This window comes from Cytobacillus firmus DS1, assembly GCF_000565285.1.
Lineage (GTDB): Bacteria > Bacillota > Bacilli > Bacillales > Cytobacillaceae > Cytobacillus > Cytobacillus firmus_A.
Window position 1 is genome coordinate 12,035 of sequence record NZ_APVL01000032.1, and the last position, 18,942, is coordinate 30,976.

Annotated in this window: 27 protein-coding genes and 1 other annotated feature; of the genes, 18 read left to right on the top strand and 9 right to left on the bottom strand. The window is 43.1% G+C overall.

Annotated features, from left to right (window positions below; genetic code table 11):
• The first annotated feature begins 99 nt into the window (after nt 1-99).
• Entirely contained in the window at nt 100-768 is a 669-nt protein-coding gene (locus PBF_RS22810) for a response regulator transcription factor (RefSeq protein ID WP_035333076.1), read from the top strand.
• Nucleotides 765-2,126 (top strand): sensor histidine kinase, encoded by a 1,362-nt coding sequence (locus tag PBF_RS22815; RefSeq protein WP_035333077.1) that lies wholly within the window; start codon nt 765-767, stop codon nt 2,124-2,126. The genes PBF_RS22810 and PBF_RS22815 overlap by 4 nt, the downstream gene beginning before the upstream one ends.
• A gap of 8 nt (nt 2,127-2,134) precedes the next feature.
• On the opposite strand, the gene PBF_RS22820 is transcribed toward PBF_RS22815, so the two are convergent.
• A complete protein-coding gene (locus PBF_RS22820; protein WP_035333078.1) occupies nt 2,135-2,314 on the bottom strand; it encodes a hypothetical protein in 180 nt (59 codons plus the stop codon).
• A 129-nt stretch (nt 2,315-2,443) separates the two neighbouring features.
• Here PBF_RS22820 and PBF_RS22825 point away from each other — a divergent pair, with 129 nt between their 5' ends.
• From PBF_RS22825 to PBF_RS22865, 9 genes are all read left to right on the top strand, one after another.
• Nucleotides 2,444-3,355: an ABC transporter ATP-binding protein gene (locus tag PBF_RS22825; RefSeq protein ID WP_035333079.1), complete on the top strand. Its 912-nt coding sequence runs from the start codon at nt 2,444-2,446 to the stop codon at nt 3,353-3,355.
• Complete coding sequence (locus tag PBF_RS22830) at nt 3,352-4,062, top strand: ABC transporter permease (RefSeq protein WP_035333080.1); 711 nt, start codon at nt 3,352-3,354, stop codon at nt 4,060-4,062. The genes PBF_RS22825 and PBF_RS22830 overlap by 4 nt, the downstream gene beginning before the upstream one ends.
• Complete coding sequence (locus tag PBF_RS22835) at nt 4,063-4,794, top strand: ABC transporter permease (protein ID WP_035333081.1); 732 nt, start codon at nt 4,063-4,065, stop codon at nt 4,792-4,794.
• A gap of 103 nt (nt 4,795-4,897) precedes the next feature.
• Nucleotides 4,898-5,563: a Yip1 family protein gene (locus tag PBF_RS22840; RefSeq protein WP_035333082.1), complete on the top strand. Its 666-nt coding sequence runs from the start codon at nt 4,898-4,900 to the stop codon at nt 5,561-5,563.
• A complete protein-coding gene (locus PBF_RS22845; RefSeq protein ID WP_035333083.1) occupies nt 5,564-6,682 on the top strand; it encodes an efflux RND transporter periplasmic adaptor subunit in 1,119 nt (372 codons plus the stop codon).
• Nucleotides 6,679-7,371 (top strand): ABC transporter ATP-binding protein, encoded by a 693-nt coding sequence (locus tag PBF_RS22850; protein WP_035333084.1) that lies wholly within the window; start codon nt 6,679-6,681, stop codon nt 7,369-7,371. The genes PBF_RS22845 and PBF_RS22850 overlap by 4 nt, the downstream gene beginning before the upstream one ends.
• Nucleotides 7,368-8,561, top strand: a complete 1,194-nt coding sequence (locus PBF_RS22855; protein WP_035333085.1) for an ABC transporter permease — start codon at nt 7,368-7,370, stop codon at nt 8,559-8,561. Before PBF_RS22850 ends, PBF_RS22855 begins: the two co-directional genes overlap by 4 nt.
• 60 nt (nt 8,562-8,621) lie before the next feature.
• Nucleotides 8,622-9,323: a hypothetical protein gene (locus PBF_RS22860; protein ID WP_035333086.1), complete on the top strand. Its 702-nt coding sequence runs from the start codon at nt 8,622-8,624 to the stop codon at nt 9,321-9,323.
• 75 nt (nt 9,324-9,398) lie between these two features.
• The gene (locus tag PBF_RS22865) at nt 9,399-10,391 is read left to right on the top strand and encodes an EAL domain-containing protein (protein WP_035333087.1); all 993 of its coding nucleotides are present in this window, start codon (nt 9,399-9,401) and stop codon (nt 10,389-10,391) included.
• Nucleotides 10,392-10,446: 55 nt separating this feature from the next.
• Here the strand turns inward: PBF_RS22865 and PBF_RS22870 are convergent, their stop codons facing one another.
• Nucleotides 10,447-10,992 (bottom strand): glutathione peroxidase, encoded by a 546-nt coding sequence (locus PBF_RS22870; RefSeq protein ID WP_035333088.1) that lies wholly within the window; start codon nt 10,990-10,992, stop codon nt 10,447-10,449.
• A 271-nt stretch (nt 10,993-11,263) separates the two neighbouring features.
• Here PBF_RS22870 and PBF_RS25245 point away from each other — a divergent pair, with 271 nt between their 5' ends.
• Nucleotides 11,264-11,419 carry a DUF1540 domain-containing protein gene (locus PBF_RS25245; protein WP_064503427.1) on the top strand — a complete coding sequence of 52 codons (156 nt, stop codon included), beginning with the start codon at nt 11,264-11,266 and terminating at the stop codon, nt 11,417-11,419.
• A gap of 76 nt (nt 11,420-11,495) precedes the next feature.
• On the opposite strand, the gene PBF_RS22875 is transcribed toward PBF_RS25245, so the two are convergent.
• A complete protein-coding gene (locus PBF_RS22875; RefSeq protein ID WP_035333089.1) occupies nt 11,496-11,765 on the bottom strand; it encodes a hypothetical protein in 270 nt (89 codons plus the stop codon).
• Between the two features lie 256 nt (nt 11,766-12,021).
• Between PBF_RS22875 and PBF_RS22880 the strand changes: the two genes are divergently transcribed.
• The 4 genes from PBF_RS22880 to PBF_RS26275 all read left to right on the top strand — a co-directional run bounded on the left by PBF_RS22880 (nt 12,022) and on the right by PBF_RS26275 (nt 13,075).
• Nucleotides 12,022-12,474, top strand: a complete 453-nt coding sequence (locus PBF_RS22880; protein ID WP_035333090.1) for a GNAT family N-acetyltransferase — start codon at nt 12,022-12,024, stop codon at nt 12,472-12,474.
• Between the two features lie 21 nt (nt 12,475-12,495).
• Nucleotides 12,496-12,663, top strand: coding sequence for a hypothetical protein (locus tag PBF_RS26605; protein WP_200870085.1), 168 nt, complete (start codon nt 12,496-12,498; stop codon nt 12,661-12,663).
• Between the two features lie 6 nt (nt 12,664-12,669).
• Complete coding sequence (locus PBF_RS26610) at nt 12,670-12,831, top strand: hypothetical protein (RefSeq protein WP_200870086.1); 162 nt, start codon at nt 12,670-12,672, stop codon at nt 12,829-12,831.
• A 100-nt stretch (nt 12,832-12,931) separates the two neighbouring features.
• Nucleotides 12,932-13,075: a hypothetical protein gene (locus PBF_RS26275; RefSeq protein ID WP_160169284.1), complete on the top strand. Its 144-nt coding sequence runs from the start codon at nt 12,932-12,934 to the stop codon at nt 13,073-13,075.
• Between the two features lie 53 nt (nt 13,076-13,128).
• Here the strand turns inward: PBF_RS26275 and PBF_RS22885 are convergent, their stop codons facing one another.
• The 3 genes from PBF_RS22885 to PBF_RS22895 are packed head-to-tail and all read right to left on the bottom strand — an operon-like array spanning nt 13,129 to nt 14,551.
• On the bottom strand, nt 13,129-13,428 hold the full coding sequence (locus tag PBF_RS22885; RefSeq protein WP_035333091.1) for a putative quinol monooxygenase: 300 nt from the start codon (nt 13,426-13,428) through the stop codon (nt 13,129-13,131).
• Between the two features lie 21 nt (nt 13,429-13,449).
• Nucleotides 13,450-14,085, bottom strand: a complete 636-nt coding sequence (locus PBF_RS22890) for a nitroreductase family protein (RefSeq protein ID WP_035333092.1) — start codon at nt 14,083-14,085, stop codon at nt 13,450-13,452.
• A gap of 37 nt (nt 14,086-14,122) precedes the next feature.
• On the bottom strand, nt 14,123-14,551 hold the full coding sequence (locus PBF_RS22895) for a MarR family winged helix-turn-helix transcriptional regulator (RefSeq protein ID WP_035333094.1): 429 nt from the start codon (nt 14,549-14,551) through the stop codon (nt 14,123-14,125).
• 377 nt (nt 14,552-14,928) lie between these two features.
• On the opposite strand from PBF_RS22895, the gene PBF_RS22900 reads away from it, so the two are divergent.
• On the top strand, nt 14,929-15,306 hold the full coding sequence (locus PBF_RS22900) for a hypothetical protein (protein ID WP_035333095.1): 378 nt from the start codon (nt 14,929-14,931) through the stop codon (nt 15,304-15,306).
• 31 nt (nt 15,307-15,337) lie between these two features.
• Here the strand turns inward: PBF_RS22900 and PBF_RS22905 are convergent, their stop codons facing one another.
• The 3 genes from PBF_RS22905 to PBF_RS22915 form a co-directional block, all read right to left on the bottom strand.
• A complete protein-coding gene (locus PBF_RS22905; RefSeq protein WP_035333096.1) occupies nt 15,338-15,634 on the bottom strand; it encodes a 4a-hydroxytetrahydrobiopterin dehydratase in 297 nt (98 codons plus the stop codon).
• On the bottom strand, nt 15,631-17,361 hold the full coding sequence (locus PBF_RS22910; RefSeq protein ID WP_035333098.1) for an aromatic amino acid hydroxylase: 1,731 nt from the start codon (nt 17,359-17,361) through the stop codon (nt 15,631-15,633). Before PBF_RS22910 ends, PBF_RS22905 begins: the two co-directional genes overlap by 4 nt.
• 91 nt (nt 17,362-17,452) lie before the next feature.
• Nucleotides 17,453-17,660, bottom strand: a binding site (T-box leader).
• Between the two features lie 94 nt (nt 17,661-17,754).
• A complete protein-coding gene (locus PBF_RS22915; protein ID WP_009335475.1) occupies nt 17,755-18,009 on the bottom strand; it encodes a YiaA/YiaB family inner membrane protein in 255 nt (84 codons plus the stop codon).
• A gap of 328 nt (nt 18,010-18,337) precedes the next feature.
• Between PBF_RS22915 and PBF_RS22920 the strand changes: the two genes are divergently transcribed.
• Nucleotides 18,338-18,942 (top strand): DNA alkylation repair protein (locus PBF_RS22920; RefSeq protein ID WP_035333103.1); only part of this gene is annotated, 605 nt, incomplete at its 3' end.

Here is an 18,942-nt window from a genome sequence, read left to right on the forward strand (position 1 = left end):
TTCGTATGTAAGGACGGATGTTTTTTGAATAGCAAAATCCCCGTAAAATAGCAGATTGATAAAAGATAAGTAAAAAAGATAAGTTTAAGGGTGGAGAGTATGGCGCGAATCTTATACATAGAAGATGAAAGCGATATTGGCAGCTGGCTGAAAAACGATTTAGGGGAAAGAGGCCATGAGGTGATCTGGCTGCAGTCCGGGGAAGGGATGGAAGGTTATCTTTTGGAAGCAGATATTGCGATTTTGGATGTGATGCTTCCCGGGCTTGACGGGTTCTCGATAGGGAAGCGGATAAAGAAAGTAAGTAATGACATGCCAGTATTGATGCTTTCGGCAAGGACGGCGGTGGAGGATAAGCTGGAGGGCCTGAGCTTTGCGGATGATTATTTGACAAAGCCTTTCCAGCCGGATGAGCTTGCTGCAAGGATTGAAGTATTGTTAAGGCGATTTCAGAAGAATGATCAGGTGCTGGAGCTTCACCACCTGCAGATACATACAAAGGATCTGCGGATTATCGACCGGGAGGCAGACGGTGAAATTCAATTGACAGGCAAGCAGTACCAGCTCTTTCAGTTCTTCATTCGCCATCTGAATCAGATTCTGACAAAAGAGCAGCTTTATGAAGGCGTTTGGGGAGAACAATACATGGAGGGCGATAAAACCCTGATGGTTCATATCCGCTATCTTCGTGAAAAGCTCGAGAAAAACCCATCACGTCCTGAAATCATTGAGACCATTCGCGGAATCGGCTACAGGGTGAAGATATGAAAAGATTCTCTCAATCGCTGCAGACGAAGTATATGGCGATTATTCTGGTTGCTCTATTTCTGTTTCAGGCAGCTTACTTACTCGTGGCTATGCTGGCTATGGGTCTTCAGGAAGACATTTCAGGGGAACAGAACCAAAATGAAACGGATCCTAAGCAGATTGAAGATAAATGGCATGCGGATGCAAAAGCACTGAAAAATAGCTCAAGTGAATCCATAAGCAGTCTATTTGCTGAATGGAAAAAGACGTATCCTGATGCTTCGATGTTTTGGGTAGATGAAATGGGCAATCTGATGGAGGAGCTGGATGTGAAGGGGAATCTGCCTGCGCAGTGGACGCCTGCCTATACAGCGAAGTTTATTAAGGAGAGGTATGGCGGAGACCCTTTTACAGTCATTAGCTTTATTGGCGGGGATGAAAAGAACGGTTTTATCGTTCTGGAAATACCGAGGAATTTGTTTCTACCACCGATGGTGAAGGTAGCAGAAAAATACGGAATCTTTTTAGGAGCGGGTCTGCTTTTGATCATTACCCTGTTTATCATCGTCTCCTTTTTATTTTTCCGGGGCATTCGCAAAAGGCTGCTTCATCTCCAGGAGGCAATGGAAAGACGGGATATTGACAGCCTGCCGATCGGAATTGATGTGCAAAAGAATGATGAAATTGGCCAGCTGGAGAAGACCTTTAATGAGATGGTCGAGGAGCTTAAAGAAAGCAAGCGGCGCGAGCAGGAAGAAGAGCAGCTGAGGAGAGAGCTGATTGCTAATCTGTCACATGATCTGCGTACACCTTTGACGAAAATCAATGCGCACACCTACTCAATCGGAAAGGAGGATCTTTCTCCTGAAGGGAAACAGGCTGTCAAAGCACTGGAAACCTCCATCGTCAATATTGATAGACTGATAGAAAATTTAATGAGCTACACGCTTTTAATGGCGAGCAAGCATAAGCAGGAGTTGATCGAGCTGGATGCCGTCCGGTTTGTTCGTGAAAATATGGCGTCCTGGTATCCGGTCTTTGAGAAGGAAAGCTTTGAAGTGAACATCGAGTTAGAGCCATTTGAGAAGAAATGGAAGGCCGATCCAATGTGGCTGGGCCGTATTTTTGATAACATTCTGCAAAATGTGCTGCGGCATGCGAAGGATGGGCTATACCTTGAAGTGGCGGCAGTATCCACCGAAGAGTGTGATGCCATTGTTTTTATCGATCATGGAAAAGGGCTGAAAAACAGTTCCAATGAAAAAGGAGCGGGGATAGGCTTATCCATAGTGGATATGATGGTAAAGGGTATGAAGCTTGAGTGGGATATTGAGTCCGGTGACAGTGGTACAGTGATTAAAATTATTAGAAGACATTAGGAGCAGCCTCAGGAGGTGCTCCTTTTTTGCTTCAGTTTCCATAAGATAATCAATTGATAGGCGCCAAAAAGAACAGCCAGAGTAACCAGGACAACCCAGCCATAAGTGTGAGGAATAAAGAAATATACGAGTAAGCCGGCAAGCAGGAATACCGCGTACCCAATGTTAAAAAGTTTTTTATACGTCATAATGATTTCTCCTCTCTCTGTATTAAACGTATGAGGAGGTAAAAAGTGTCATTTTTAAACGAATTTTAAACTTCCCCTTACCTTTGTTTTAACCTTCAATGGCTAAGATGGAAAGTGAGGTGAGAAGGAATGGAGTATATCGTAAAAACAGAGAATTTATCAAAGCATTTTGGCCAGGAGAAAGCTGTGTCAGGACTGGAAATGAAAATACCCAAAGGGGAGATCTATGGATTTCTGGGACCGAATGGGGCAGGGAAAACGACTACAATCCGGATGCTGTTGGGGCTAATGAAGCCTACTTCCGGAAGAATTGAAATTTTTCAAAATGATTTAAAGCAAGAAAGGTTAAATATATTGAGACGTGTGGGTTCGCTTGTGGAGTCACCATCCTACTATCCCCATTTAACGGCAAAAGAAAATCTGGAAGCCTTGAGAAAAATAGTGGGTGTGCCGAAACAGAGAATCGATGAAGTGCTGGAAATTGTCCGGCTGACAGCTGCTGGTGATAAAAAAGTAAAAGGCTTCTCGCTCGGGATGAAGCAGAGGCTTGGGATTGCTGCTTCACTTTTAAATAACCCGGAACTGCTGATTTTGGATGAGCCGACAAACGGTTTGGATCCTTCAGGAATTATTGAGATTCGCAATTTAATAAAAAGCCTGCCATCTGAATGCGGCATGACCGTGCTGATCTCAAGCCATCTACTATCGGAGATTGACCAGATGGCGACAACAGTAGGCATTGTGACAAAAGGGAAAATGATTTTCCAGGATTCTATTGAAGCGATGCGGATGTTTGCACAGCAATCTGTTCTATTAAAGGTCAGCGAGAGCGATAAAGCCTGGCGTACCCTGCTTGGAAGAGGAATGAAGGCTGGTTTGGATAATGGCATCATTTCGCTGCCCGAGCAGTCGGATGAAAATGTGGCTGAGACTGTACGCGGACTTGTGGCAGATGGGTTTTCCGTGTATCGGGTGGAAGAAGAAAGACGGTCATTGGAAGACATATTCCTGCAAATGACAAGAGAGGAGCAGGCCGGATGATGGGAAAACTGCTGTCAGCCGAATTTATGAAAATCAAGCGAAAAGGAATCTGGTTCCTGACCGTCCTGGGTCCAATTGGGGTAGTAGCCATGCAGATGGTCAATTACGGGGTGCGCAAGGATTATTTGTTCGGACAGAATGATGACCGCTGGGGGTATTATCTGGACAATATCCATTCGTTCACACCGCTGGCGATTGTGCTGGGCATCGTCATCCTGACGTCTTTTATGTCGAGCATTGAAAATGAAACGAATGCCTGGAAACAGCTGATGGCACTGCCGGTTTCGAAAATGAGCGTGTATTTATCAAAATTCACGGTGCTGTCACTTCTGCTCCTGATTTCTTCTGTGCTTTTGCTGCTGTTCACGCTTGCTTTTGGAATCTCTCTGGATTTGGGCGGTGAGATTCCGTATGACGGACTGCTGAAATATAGCTTTTATCCGTTTTTTGCGGCATTGCCTGTTTTGGCGCTGCAGCTATGGGCAGCGGCCGTGAGTGTGAACCAGGGTGTGCCAATCACTCTGGGGATTGTGGGCGTGATTTTGACCTATGCCGGCTATGCTTTACCGGATTGGCTGATCTGGAAATGGCCGCTGCTGCTTAATGAGTGGGAGGAACCGATCATCAACGTCCTGCTTGGTGCCGGAACGGGCTTATTTTTATACGCAGCCGGCATGATTGATTTTGTGAGAAGGGATGTGAAATAGATGCTTACTATTTTGAAATCGGAATGGTTTAAACTGCGCAAATCAAACATTATCGGCATCCTTTTAGTGGGGCCGCTGATTGGGCTGGGTGCCGGTATTGGGGCAGATATAGCTGAAGCAGCGGGGATGATGAACGAATGGTATATGCTTTTGATTTATATGAATTTGCCTTATGCGGTTCTCTTTTTGCCGTTAGTGACAGGGGTCCTGGCAAGCCTTGTCTGCAGGTATGAGCATCAGGCCGGGGGCTGGAAGCAGCTTTTGGCGCTGCCAGTCACAAGGGGGAAGGTGTTTGCGGCTAAATATGTTTTGATCCTGTTATTGGTTTTGTTTATCCAGTTATTTTATTTAGCCGCTATTGTCGGAGCAGGATTGTATAAAGGTGTGGCTGATCCGTTTCCCGCGGCGATTATCTGGAAGAGCATACTGGGAGGCTGGGTCGCAGCATTTCCATTAGTCGCGATGCAGCTGTGGATGTCCGTCTGGTTCAAAAGCTTTGCGGCACCTTTTGCGGTCAATGTTGTTTTTACGCTGCCATCCATTCTGGCTATGAATTCCGAGAAAGTGGGCCCTTATTATCCGTGGGCACAGCCGTTTGCCATGATGTACCCAGCGACAGAGAATGGTGACATTTTCTTTATTCCATGGGAGCAGCTTATGACTGTGATCGGGGGATTCTTTTTACTGTTTTATCTCGGAGGCTATTTTTATTTTCAGCGGAAGGCAGTTTAAGTATGAAGTTCTTTAGGATAAAAATGTAATTTTTTGAAACCTTTTCTATATGATTCCGTAATGCATAGTGGAATTATTTTTAACTGGAATAGGAGTGTTCTATATGGAACAGGAAGTAAAAACGAGCAGTGCAAAACCGAGTTTGCTAGGGATGATATGGAGTCCGGTGGAGCAGTTTGACCGGATCCGCCAGAATCCGAGGATTTGGGTGCCGCTCATATTGGTGAGTATTATTTATTCGATCGGCATGTTTTTAATGGCAATGTCGATGGATGCTTCTTATCTGGGCCTCGAAGGGATGAGTGACGCGGAAGCGGAAATGGTGATGATGTTTGCAAGGGGCGGAGTTGCCATTACAGGTATTTTCACTCCGGTATTTGTGGCGCTGATTTCAAGTGCTATCTATATGATTTTCACGAAGATTGCCGGATCTGATGCGACGTTTAAACAGCTATTCTCTATGAATGTCTATATTATTGTGATTGGCGGTTTTGGTCTTATCCTTAACATGGCATTGAGAGCCGCGATCGGCGGAAATCCGGAAATTTTTATTACTAGTTTAGCAGGGCTGATGAATAGTGAGAAGCCGGGAATCTTAGGTTCTATTGAATTATTCAGCATTTGGCAGTCAGTTATCACGGCGTTGGGGCTGCAGCGGGTGGCAGGATTATCAAAAGGCTGGGCTTGGGGCATTGCGATTGCGTTCTTCATTATTGGCATTCTGTTTGCTTTACTCAGCAGTACCGTCTCAGGAATGACTGGTGTTTAAATGAAAAAGAAAGTTTGGATTGCCATCGGAGTGACGGCTGTGGTTTTGCTGATGGCTGGCGTGAGCATCTACAGACAGGCGTTCGCGAAAGGGCCTGAAGTAAAAACCGCCCATCCGGTGCAAGAGGAAATAACAGAACAGATAATGATTCCCGGTACAGTGAAGCTGGTAAATGAACAGAAGATATATGCCTCTCCCGAAAAAGGAGAAATAAAGGAGTTCCTTGTGGAAGATGGGGATTCAGTCAAAAAAGGAGAGGTTCTGGCCAGGTTTGATGAGCAGGCATTAGCCCTCGAACTGGAAAAAGTTAAACTCCAGGCTGAATCAGGTTATTTAAAGATCAATCAGCTGGAAAAACAGGAAGATGAGCTGGGTGATAAGGAAAAAGAGCTGCGCAATCAGACTGGAAAAAAAGAAGCTGAAAAACAGATACAGCCTGAAAGGGATCAGCTTAAGCTGGAAAAGCGATTGGCGAATCTGGAATTAAGCCAGGTGCTTCTGCAGAAGAAGGATATTGAAAAACGCCTGGAAGAATTAGAGATTAAGAGCACGATGGATGGAGTGGTGCTCCAGGTGAACAAAGCAACGTCATCCGACCCATCTTCGGCAGGAAAGCCAGTCATTTATATTGGAGATCTTAAAGCAATCGGAGCATCGGGCCTGCTTTCAGAATTCGACTCATTGAAGGTCAAAGAAGGGCAGAAAGTGACCCTCCGCTCCGATGCGATTCCTGACAAGGAATGGAAAGGTGAAGTCAGCGAGGTGGCTGACATGCCTGAAGAGAACCAGGTAATAAACCCTGCGGAAAATAGTGCGCCGGAGTATCGGGTGGAGATTTCAGTAAAGGAGATGCCTCTGAAACCGGGTTTTCAGCTCATAATGGAAATCGAAACGGATAAAAAGAAGGCGCTCACTGTTCCTGCAAACGCAGTCGTAACGGGTGACAGCAGTGTATATGTATTCGTGGTCAGGGATCAGAAAAGCTTTAAACAGGAAGTAGAGACTGGTGTTGCTTCCGGGAATAAAATCGAGATAAAAGAAGGACTAAAAGAGAAGGATTTGATCATTACGAATCCATCAGATCAGCTGAAAGACGGCGTGGAAGTGGATGCAAAATGATCAATCTCAGTGACATAACCAAGTCCTATCAAGCGGGAAAAGAAAGCATTGAAGTATTAAAAGGAATTAACCTAAGCATTGAGCAAGGTGATTCTGTAGCCATTATGGGCCCATCCGGATCGGGCAAATCCACACTTATGAATATTATTGGATGCCTTGATCTGCCGACAGAAGGAATATACGAACTGGATGGAGAGAATATATCCCATTACTCGGAAGCAGAGCTGGCCAGGGTCAGAAATCAGTCGATCGGGTTTGTGTTTCAGCAGTTTCATCTGCTTCCGAGGCTGACGGCTATTCAAAATGTCGAGCTGCCGATGATTTATAGCGGCCTTGCCAAAAAGGAACGATTGGAACGGGCGGAAGCAGCGCTGGTTAAAGTGGGCCTGAGCGATCGGATGGAGCATCTGCCGAATGCCTTATCAGGAGGGCAGAAGCAGCGGGTTGCCATCGCCCGGGCGATTGTGAACGAGCCGAAAATCATCTTGGCGGATGAACCGACAGGTGCACTAGATACGAAAACAAGTGCCTCCATTATGGAACTGTTCAGTGAGCTGAACCATGAAGGATCAACAATTGTAATGGTGACACATGAACCTGAGATAGCAGAATATGCTCATCACACGATTATGGTGAGGGACGGGCTGATTGTGAACGCTGAACCTTCACGGAGGGGGGCGCCTGTATGAGTTTTTTAGAAAATATCAAAATGGCACTCAGCTCATTGAAGGCGCATAAAATGAGATCGATTTTAACCATGATCGGAATCATTATTGGTGTTGGAGCGGTCATCATTGTGGTTGCCATCGGCCAGGGCGGAGAAGCGATGCTGAAAACGCAGCTGACAGGCCCGGGCAATACAGTGGAATTATTTTATCAGCCTTCTGAGGAGGAAATTCAGGCAAACCCGAACATATTTAATGAAGCTCCTTTTGACGGGGAAGATATCAAAGCACTGGAGCAGATTCCAGAGATTAAACGGGTAGTTGCTTCAAGCTCACAGTTTTCACAGGCTTCATATGGAGAACAGACAGCAGAGACTTCAACGACAGGAGTAGGTCCTGCCTATTTTGAGCTGAACAATGTGGACCTGGAAAAAGGGCGATCCTTCACGGCTGCCGATTTCCTTGGCGGACGCAGGGTAGGGCTTGTCAGCTTTTCCATGCAGGAGGAGCTCTTTGACGGCAAGTCGCCGGTTGGCGACGTGATCCGGATTGGGAACCAGCCGATTGAGATTATTGGCGTCATGGAAAAGCCGACTGGGCTCTTTTCATTCGGTGTTCTGGAGGTCTATGTGCCTACCAAAACATGGCAGACTATTTATGGGAAGAGTGACTTTACCCAGGTGACGCTTCAGGCAGAATCCGCTGATCAGCTTCAGACGGCTGGAAAGAAGGCTGCCAGCTTACTTAACAAGATGCATAATACAGAAGAATCTTATATGGTCATCAACATGGAAGAAATGGCAGAAGGAATCGGCCAGATTACAAAGGTCATGACGTTAATCATCGGCAGCATCGCCGGCATCTCGCTGTTTGTCGGGGGAATTGGCGTCATGAATATCATGCTCGTATCTGTAACGGAAAGAACGAGGGAAATCGGCATCCGTAAAGCACTCGGAGCGACCAGGGGACAGATCATGGGACAGTTTTTAATCGAATCTGTCACCCTGACCTTGATCGGCGGAGTGCTGGGGATCCTGCTGGGCTGGGGTTCGGCATCTCTCATTTCATTCTTTGCCGGATGGCCATCTCTCATTTCATGGCAGGTCGTCGCCGGAGCCCTTTTCTTTTCAATGGCGATCGGCATCATCTTCGGACTGCTTCCGGCCAATAAAGCTTCAAGGCTGAGTCCAATTGAATCTTTGCGGTATGAGTGATTATTAAAGAGGCTATCTTCGGCTGTGGCTGGGGGTAGTCTTTTATTTGAGGTGAACATAATGATTCAATTAAATATTATTTTTGTTTTGTTTATATTAACCTTGCTTGCGCGGTACTTGGTATTTGACGCATTTGAACCCGCTATGTTTGCTGCTGCCTTTTTGTTTCCTGCTGCATCTGTCGTGATTTTTTTCATTAGTAAGAGACTTGCAGACAGGGAGAGGGCTTATCAGCCGAAATCCAATGATGACTGGTCATTTTATCACATCCAAAAATCGTTAATGATTGAAAAGCCGCTCTTTAAGGGACAAAATCTGAGAGGATACGTAAAACGTTATTTTCCTCAGAGATGGCAGTATGCCTTAGGTGATAGTTTCGGGTTAAATTGGTATTTGTCTTTTGAAGTGCGCATTGACCAGGATTTGTATGATGTACGCTGGTATCGTAAAAAGTGGATAAGCCAACAGGATCAATGGAGGATCTATAAGAACGGAACGCAAATAGGAGAAGCTCATACAGTAATCACTTTAAAGAATGCAGCAAAATTAAAAGAAGCTATCGAATACAGATTCCATGACGTTTCTTATATATCCTCTGCGTCATCTCTTATTTCAGCCATTTCTTTATCCAGAGAAACAGACGTGCTTGGCAGATTAAAGCGGAGTCACATTATTAGCGGTGTTCAGGAAATCAATGTGGAAGACAACAATCACGACTATCTTGTTGCATTAATCATTCATTCTTTTTATTTTAAAAACTGATTCAATGCGTTTTACCTATAAGCAATCCGGTAATATAGTAAAATGGAACTATTACATAATAAGGGTGTGCTTAGAATGAGCTGTAATGCTTGTATGGTGCAGGATTTGCGCTTTGAGGTAAAGGCAGATGGAGAACAAAATTGCCGGATGCTTTCAAGCGTGATTGAGCATTTGGAGAGAAAAGGCGTTTTGGTGGAAGCTAATTCAGACCGGTTCGTGCTGAAGGAAGATGGCATGCGGGATTTTCTTGATTTTTGCTGGGACCATATGGAGGCTGAATGTGTCAGCTTCAGGTTGGCCGATGCGGCGTGGCACCCCATTTCGGAGGCTGCCGAGATCCTGGATAGCCAGTGGATTGATGAAGTGATTGCCAATGGGCTGGTTACCTGTCATGCACAGCCGATTCTCAATAGAGATGAAGAAGTGTTTGCCTATGAAATGCTGGCAAGATTTTACCGGGAGGATGGGTCGGTGATTTTACCGGGAGAAATATTTGGTGCAGCCAGAAAACGCGGGAGGTTGTATGCGCTCGATCGCTTATGCCGCATGACGGCGGTCAGGTTTGCTTCGTTTATCGATAAAAAGGCATTCATTAATTTTATTCCTACAAGCATTTACTCGCCGGAGTTCTGCCTGAAATCAACGGTACAGCTTGCGAACCGCTTAGGTGTGGATCCGAATCGGCTCGTATTTGAGGTAGTGGAAACAGATAAAGTGGAGGATACGGATCATTTGAAAAGAATCCTCGCTTATTATAGGGAAAAAGGATTCCGCTATGCACTGGATGATGTGGGAGCCGGATTCAGCACGGTCGAGTTATTGAGCGAGCTGCAGCCGCATTATATGAAGCTGGATATGAAATATGTTCAGGGCGTGTCAACAAATCCAGAGAAGCAGAAGACGGCGGAAGCACTTTTGCACCAGGCTATGAAAATGGGTTCGGTTCCTCTCGCAGAGGGCATTGAAACAAGGGAGGACTTTGATTGGCTGAAGAAGATGGGCTATCAGCTGTTTCAGGGTTATCTTTTTGGAAAGCCGGCTCCGGTTAAGAAGAAGAAGGCAGTTTAGACCGGGAAAAATAATAAAATGCCGATTTCCATTGGGAGGAAATCGGCATTTTTCATTAAATTAAAGCTTCAATATGAGGCTCCAGTTCGAATGGTTCTGTCGTTGATTCAAATCTTCCAACGACATTTCCTTCTCTATCTATTAAAAATTTTGTAAAATTCCACTTGATTGAATCTCCCTGTAAATAATGAGGATGGCGTTCGTTTAGAATCGACATCAGCAGCTTGGAGACTGGGTGACTCATATTAAAGCCCTCGAAAGGTTTTTGGCTTGCCAGGTATGTAAATAAAGGATGAGCATTCTCGTCCCGGACATCAACCTTTTTTAAAATAGGGAAGTTTACGCCATGGTTTAATGCACAAAATTCAGTAATTTCTCCGTCCTTTAACGGCTCTTGCTCCGCAAATTGGTTAGAAGGGAATGCTACTATCTGCAAACCTTGGTCTCCATATCGTTCCTGCAGCTTTTGTAGGTCAGTCAGCTGTGGCGTAAAGCCGCATTTAGTTGCTGTGTTGACTATTAAAAGTACTTTTCCGCGATATTTTTCTAAGCTGGTGGTTAGTCCACTTGCAGTTTTCACTTTAAAATCAAATACTGACATTTTATTACCGCCCTTTTACTCATGGTATTATACTATTTTAAAAATTTTGAACCAGTAAGGATGGGTCTATTTTACCATTGTTTTTTTGGCGAAGGGAAAGGATTTGCTTAGCCATAAGTATTTCAGAGGTAGGTTTTTATTTTTGTTTAGAACTGAAGCAAGGTGGGATAATCCGAACAAAGAGCACTTTAAACTGCTAAAGGATATAGAAAAATAATCTAGCTGTATATCACCATCCTGAAAGGTAAAAATAAAACAGGAGGTGATATACATGGCTAAAGATGTTCTTTGTGAAGTAAATAACTGCACTTATTGGGAACAGGGAAATAAGTGCGCTGCAGAAGCTATTTATGTTGTCAGCCATAAAGGCAAACAGGCGTCCAACAGCAAAGAAACAGACTGTAAAACGTTTGAGCCGGAAATGTAAGCCAAAAGGGTAACCGATCTGGTTACCTCCCTGCTATTTATTATTGATAATAATTATCAGTTTCATTCAAAAAAATTTACCATGCAGATTCTTTTGTTTTTCGAAGCGGAGTCAGTTTTTTCATGTTTTTAAAGATCTTATAATGGGCAGTAGCTACTTTTTCTTCTACATAATCCAATGAATAATCACCCGATGGATCAGAAAGTTCCCCAATCGCACGTGATAAGTGATCAATGACTGTTCTGTATGATTCATTCTTCTTATGGTCTTCCTTTGAGTTCATTTCTAACATAATGTCGTGAGCAAGGCTTTGAATTCTCCGTAAACGAATTTGCTTCGCTGGCATATGATCGCATCCTCCCCTTTTTTGCTGAATCAATATATTATATATGGCCTTTCCTAAGAAAAAATAACTGAAATCCGATGTGCTCATTTACTGAAATAATATAGTATAATGAGTGTGTCTTGTTTTTTCTGACAATTTAGTAAAAGGAGGCGTTCAAAAATGCTAAATAAAACTTTAGTTATTATGGAGAAAAATAAGGGGAGAACGCCTAATTGAAAACAGCGTTTCCCCAAAATGTGAAAAGGGGAAATTTAGTATGAATACAGGTAAAGTGAAAATTGAAGAAGTAACAGCAGACAATTGGTATGACTGCTGTTTATTGGAGCTTTCAGATGAACAGAAAGCTTATATGGAGCCGAATGCTGTATCCATAGCGCAATCCAGATTTGAAACAGCGCTGAGACCGTATGTGATTTACTTGGAAGAGGAAGCTGTCGGCTTCTTAATGTTTAATACATGTATAGAAGAATTGGATGCTTACTGGATTTACCGGATTATGATTGATAAGGCGCACCAAGGCAGGGGAATAGGCAAAAAAGCCACAGAACTGATGATTTCGGAGATGGCGAAACTGCCGAATGCGAAAAAAATTGCAGTAGGCTACCATCCAGAGAATCTTGGGGCACACCATCTTTATGCAAGTTTGGGATTTGCAGATCATGGCCACCGATTTGGGAAGGAAATGGCGGTTGTTAAAGATTTAGACTGAGTAACAGAGGGGAGATGCAGAATGAAAGTGGGAATGGCCCTGTTTATAGGAGGGCTGATTTTGCTTATGTCCGGCATCTTTCTGTCTGCCTATTGGGCAATAGCCGGCAGTTTCATGGGGATATTCGGAGGGATGATAATGGGAAGCTCTTCTTATTTCCTTGCGAAAACAGGGCAGAAGGCAGGTTAAGAAATAATGGAATTTATGATTTTTTTATTTGTTTTCTTTATTTTTTTGGCAATCAGTTCCGTAATGAATGTGTTATTCAAGATGACTGATAAGAAACATTGGGGCATGTCATTGCTGCTGAGCCTGGTGTTAGCTGTCATATCAATTGCCATTTTGGGGATTAAATAAGAAGAATGAAGTCCGTGGAAGATTCCCGGGCTTTTTATGTGTATAAAAATGCTTGGTAAACACAAACTTTAGGTATCTTACAGCGAAAAGGTGATGAAAAATGGATAAAGAATATCAATTTGCAAATTTGTCCAGCGAGGACTTGCAGCAGGTGCATAATCTGGAGAAGCAGTTAAGTGACGATAAGGGAGAAGAAGTCATTCTCATTGCTTATCATGATCAGAATGAGAATAAAAAGCAATAAAGACGAAGAAACGCTTGGGCATCTCCTATCCCAAGCGTCTTTTTGTCTATAATTTATTTTTTATCTACAGGTTTCGCATCATATACTTCCACATGAGGAGGTGCAGCAAAATATTGAGGCGCATTTGCCGTAAAGGATGTAAAGTGATCAGTCTGGTTGTGGAACTTCACAGCGTCCAAATCCTTCCACAATTCCACCATGGTATAGGCACCCGTTTTTTCTGTATCTTTTACAAGGTCATAAGAGATATTGCCTTCTTCTGCTCTGGACGCCTCGATCAGCGGACGGATTTCAGCAAGAAAATCATCTTCTTTATCAGTTTGTACTTGGAATCCAGCATGAATAATGATCATATTATATTTCTCCTTTATGAGTTATTTCCACTCCGTGATATCTTCAACAGGCAGGCGGACTGATTTGTAGCCTTGATCAGCGGCTTTCCCGATGGAAATTAGCATTACAGGATAATAGCGTTCCTTGTCTAAATCAAAAGCTTCGGCAATGCGGTCTTTTTCATAACCGCCAATTGGATTTGTATCATAGCCATGTGCACGTGCTGCAAGCATTAGCTGCATGGATACAAGACCGGCATCAATCAGGTTCATTTCTTTCTTTTGCTCGAATGTCATATTTTCTACTAAACCTTTGATGGCTGGCACCTGCTTGTCTCTTACATCTGAAGGCATGTATCCTTTTTCAACAGCTGTATCATAAATTTTTTCAATGAATGCTTCACTTTTCATATCAACAAAGACGGCAACGACAGCTGCTGATGTCTCTACCTGCCTTTGATTGAATTTTGCAAGTGGTGCCAGTGTTTCTTTGCCTTCTTTTGAATCAATTACCACAAATCTCCATGGCTGCAGGTTTACAGATGAAGGAGCTAAAGAGGCTTCTTCCAGGATTTCAGCCATTTCTTCCCTGCTGATTTTCACAGTTGGATCATAATTACGGATGGAACGGCGGCCTGTAACGATTTCTTTAAAGTCATTGATAATGGTTTTATTCATGATGAACTCTCCTTTATGTTTTTTCTCGATGAAAAAATTACATATTATCTACATTTTCCTGGATGCGAGTGAGCATATTTAATAGTGTGCTTCGCTCAAGTTCCGAAAAGCCGTTCAGGATTTTGGAAATAAACTGCTGCTTTTCTTCGCAGTATGCAGCTATCTTCGTTTTGCCTCCCTCTGTCAGGCTGACGTAAGTAAACCGGTTATCATCAGGATTTTTCCTGCGGATTACCATAGCTTTTTCTTCGAGCTGCTTAAGGTGTCTTGTGACAGCAGCATGATCAATATTCACTTTTTTCTGAAGCTCACGCTGTGTAATTTCTTCCGCTTCAAAAAGCTCCCGAAGAATCTCAAGCCGCGACTGGCTGATGCCTGTACAGCGTTCAAACTTCGGCATTGTCTGCTTACTGAGTTCAAACAGCCGGGCAGCAATTAATTCTTCTTCCTTTGAACATTTGAACACAGCATTCCCGCCTTTAAAGGTAATTGATAGGTCAATAGTTGACACGTCAATTAATATACTCCAAAAATTTTTATAAATCAACCGTTGCGCTCATCTGCGGATATTTTTTCGTTTTTATTTATAAATTTATCTACCTTTATATATGAATATTGTAATATAAGGTAATTGTAAAGGGGTGATGACCTATTCAGCTTGCCCATGAAAAAGGTTTAATACCTAAGATATTCAGTCTAGGCCTGATTTACATGTTAAGCGTAATTCCCATCAGCATCATTTGCGTCAATTTCATTCATAAATTCTACTTTCATCCTCAATTCTTCTTGGCATTTAGCACCTATAAACTATCATATGTGATTTTTAGTGCAGGATTTTTTCTTTTGTTCGCTGTTGCTGGGCTTTTTCTGTATTCCAGGGAAATGAATTCTTCATATTGGCTGACTTTAACAGCTGTTTTCTTGTTCGGCCTGTCTCTTTTCATATTCTATCTGTCTTTTGATGTGTATTCCTATTTGAATGAGAAGGGAATTCATATTAATAGGGCATCCACTATAAAGGCAGTTGAAAGCTATCAGTGGGAAGAGGTGGAGTCGGTCACTCAGCTAAACAAAAGAGGGCTGCCGGCTCAGCTTGAATTTACTTTAGAGGATGACAAAAAGATTTTGCTGAATATCCATGCAGACTGGTATGCAAAGAGAAGGGCGTTTTACGAAGTGCTTCGGGAATATGAGATTCCTCTTGATACAATGGAAAATTAAGTGCCTGCCATCTCAACAGGCACTTATTTTCTTAATTATGGTCTGCAAGGTAAACATCTTCTATCTGCCGGGCTAGATTAAAATCCAGACCTGTCAGCCCATTTTCACTCCAGGAAGTGAGGGAGACGATCACCATTTTGTATTGAATGGCGATAAAAGGATGATGATTTTCGTTTTCGGCAAGGGATGCAATTTTATTTACGAAGGCGATACCGTCTAAATATTCTTTGAAGCGATAGCGCCGTTCTATCCATTTGCTGTCTTTTCTTTTCCAGTCCGGCAGAGTGGATAATTTCCGGGCTATTTCTTCTTCACTTATTTTTGTCATACTGTGACATGCCTCCGATCAAAGATGACATCGAGTCCGTTTTGGATCAGGCGGACATAGCGTTCTTCCCTACTTAACTTTTCAAGCTGGTCCAGGAGCAGTTTTTTCAAAGGCGATTCTTTGTCATGCTTTTCAAGCAGTTCCAGAACTTCCAGCTGAAGCAGCCATTCTTCCGGGAACTCATCGAGAATTTTTCCGATAACACTGTGAAGAAGGACATCCTGAGGGAAATTTGTTTCCCGGATTTGCCTTACTTCCGCATATAGTTCTTCCAGAGGGGTTAGGGCTGTTCCTTCTTTTGGGCTTTCTTCATTCATAACAGATTCTCCGTGGAATGCAGCGTAATCTGCTGCGATCGGCCGTGCAGAAACAATCTGGCTGCCCACAGCTAAATCATAGGTGCCCCAAGTGGGGTGGAACAAGATTTCATCTCCCTTTTTGACGAGACATTCTTCAAGTGATATCAAAACAAGGGAATCATGATTAAATAAAAGATTCGTCACATGGCCGGATATTTCTACTCCGCTTTCGAAGGTGATTTGCATCATTTTATTCATCTCAATGCCAAGTTTTTTCAGGCTCTGTTCCGTTTGATTCTCAAGCTTAATGCCTCCAGCCAATTTTCCGATCGGCGCTCCAAAGCCGTCATGGTGAATATCAGGACCATGATGATTAATTTGTTCATTTTGAATCGAAAGGGCACTCGGACCTGTCGTTTTGACATAGATGGCTTCACCTTCTGCATCCTTCATGATATCAGTGAAAAGACCAGTAATTTGAATGCCTGAATTGAGTTCGATGTGCGCAACCTGGCTTGAAGCGATCGCTTTTTCGATAGCCGCTGTTCCGCCTTGCCTGAAGGCCATCGACTCGCCGAATCTCGTCACTTCTTTTATCAATTGTTCAAAGCTTTCGCAAACAAATAGCTGGGTCTGCATAGATGTAACGTCATAGCTGGTGTTAATAGCATCTTCAATTGTGAACCGGCGTTTCTTCACCTGATCGGACAGGCAATGCTTGCTTTCGCCCACAGATGACAGCAGTCCTGCACCAAAGATCTTGGGTTTCTGCAGTTCGCCAATCAGGCCAAATTCGACCGTCCACCAGAAAATCCTGGAGATTTGCTCAGCTTCAGAAAATCCTTTTACGTGCTGTTGTTTTTCCTTTAATCGCTGTTTGGCTGCTTCAATTTCTTCTTCAGTCGAAGCTGGACTTTCCATGACGATCGATAAATGCCTGGTTGCCTCAAACACCTCATGTTCTTCTTTTGTCGCAAAAGCGTTAGCTCCGAAATGCCCTATTAATTTAACAAACTCTGAGTATGTTTCATCAAATAGAATCGGCGCATGCCCCGCCGCTTCATGGAGAATGTCAGGAGCAGGGGTGTATTCGATATTAGTCTTCTGGCGTATATCCGTTGCAATTGGAAGGATGCCATGCGCTTGAAAATCAAAAAACGCTGTGCCGGGGATCAATCCGTCGACAATGACAGCACCCCAGCCGATTTTATCTAAATGATCGTTCATTTCACTTACCCTTGGAATGCTGTCGATGGAAATACCGGATGACTTCAGACCTGAAGTGAATGCATCATGGGCTATGTCCTCAAGGAAATGATGATTTTGCCTCATCACATATCTCCAAACCGCATGATCAATGGGGCTGTAAGCATTGTAATGCTGCTGGGCTGTAAATGGACGTAAGTGCAGGGGGATCGGTTTTTTCATTTGGTATGTCTCCTTTTATTAGTTTTTATGCTTAAACGCTTTTAAGTGCGAAAGTATTTGAGTATAAAAAATCCCTGCTGAATTTTCATTCAGCAGGGACGAATTTATTCGCGGTACCACCCTGATTGTAAGTATAGAACTTACCACTTCACAGAATAACGGCTAAACCGTCTTATTTCAGAATAGAAATAAGAAGCTCCAGAAACGTAATTCGTGATTTCCTTTGTACTGGTTTTCAGCACCACCAGCTCTCTGTAACAGGGAGGATACCACTACTTCAATTCCTTCAAAGCATTTAAGTATTAGGATGCTTTATATCTTAAACGCTTTTAAGTGTTAAAGTCAATCATTATTTATTTCAATAAAAAACAGAAGCCTTTCTGAGTTTGTGTATTATTGCTCAATTTTAGCTGATCTGCGCTCCTGCTCTGCCATGATTTCCGCATCTTCGGCATTGTCCCGTGTCACTTTCTGAGTCAAAATGGACCCGACCGCCACCAGAAGCATGACGGCAATGTAGTATCCTTTTTCATTAAGCTCCATATCAGCATTGTAAAGTCCGATCAGAAACAGCCCAACACCGGCAATCAGTGTAAAGTATGCTAAAAATGTAAAAGCTGGCGTGTTTCTCCTTCTATATTTTTGCATGTGTTTTATTCCCCTTTTTCCATAACATATTTTCTCGCTGTAAGGTCTGCCAATTCAGCAGATGTAACATATTATTCTTTATGACTTAAAATTATCCTTTTTTGTAAAAAAATGCAACAAATATTCTAAGTGTTTTTACTATTTTCGGTAGTTCAATGAAAATTCACTTAAATTCAGAAGGAAAAAGTCTAGGGATTATACACCCTGCCTCGGTAAATGGGAGCATGTTTTTTATGAGAGTCACTTAGTTGATGTCCATATTATGGTAAAATGGATTTAGAAATATTTTATCAGGAGGGGTTGGTTTTGGTTGAAAGGGAGAGAGAATATGACTTACGAAGAAATCATGCAAAAGCTTGAGGAGCTTGGCACAGAGCAGACGAAGCGGATCTTTATGAATCACGGGGCGAAGGAGCCCTTTTTTGGCGTGAAGGTTGGAGATTTGAAAAAGCTTGTGAAGTTTGTAAAGAAGGATCATGAACTGGCACTTCAATTATATGAATCAGGAAATCATGATGCGATGTATTTGGCAGGGCTATCTGTCGATCCGAGGCTTATGACAAAGGAGACTTTACAGAAATGGGCTGAAAAGGCATATTGGTACATGGCTGCAGAGTATACAGTTGCCCAGGTGGCAGCGGAAAGTGAATATGCTCTTGAACTGGCCCGGGAGTGGATCAAATCAGGGGATGAAATGGTTTCGGTCTGTGGCTGGAGCACGTATTCTAATTATGTATCGATCACACCTGATGACGAGCTTAATGTCAGTGAAATACGAGCATTATTGTCACAAGTTAAAAATAACATCCATGGAGAAAAAAACAGAGTAAGGTATGTAATGAACGGCTTTGTTATCTCAGTGGGCTCTTATGTACCAGAACTGAATGAGGAAGCGAAGAAAATTGCTGAGCATATCGGAAAAGTGCATGTGGA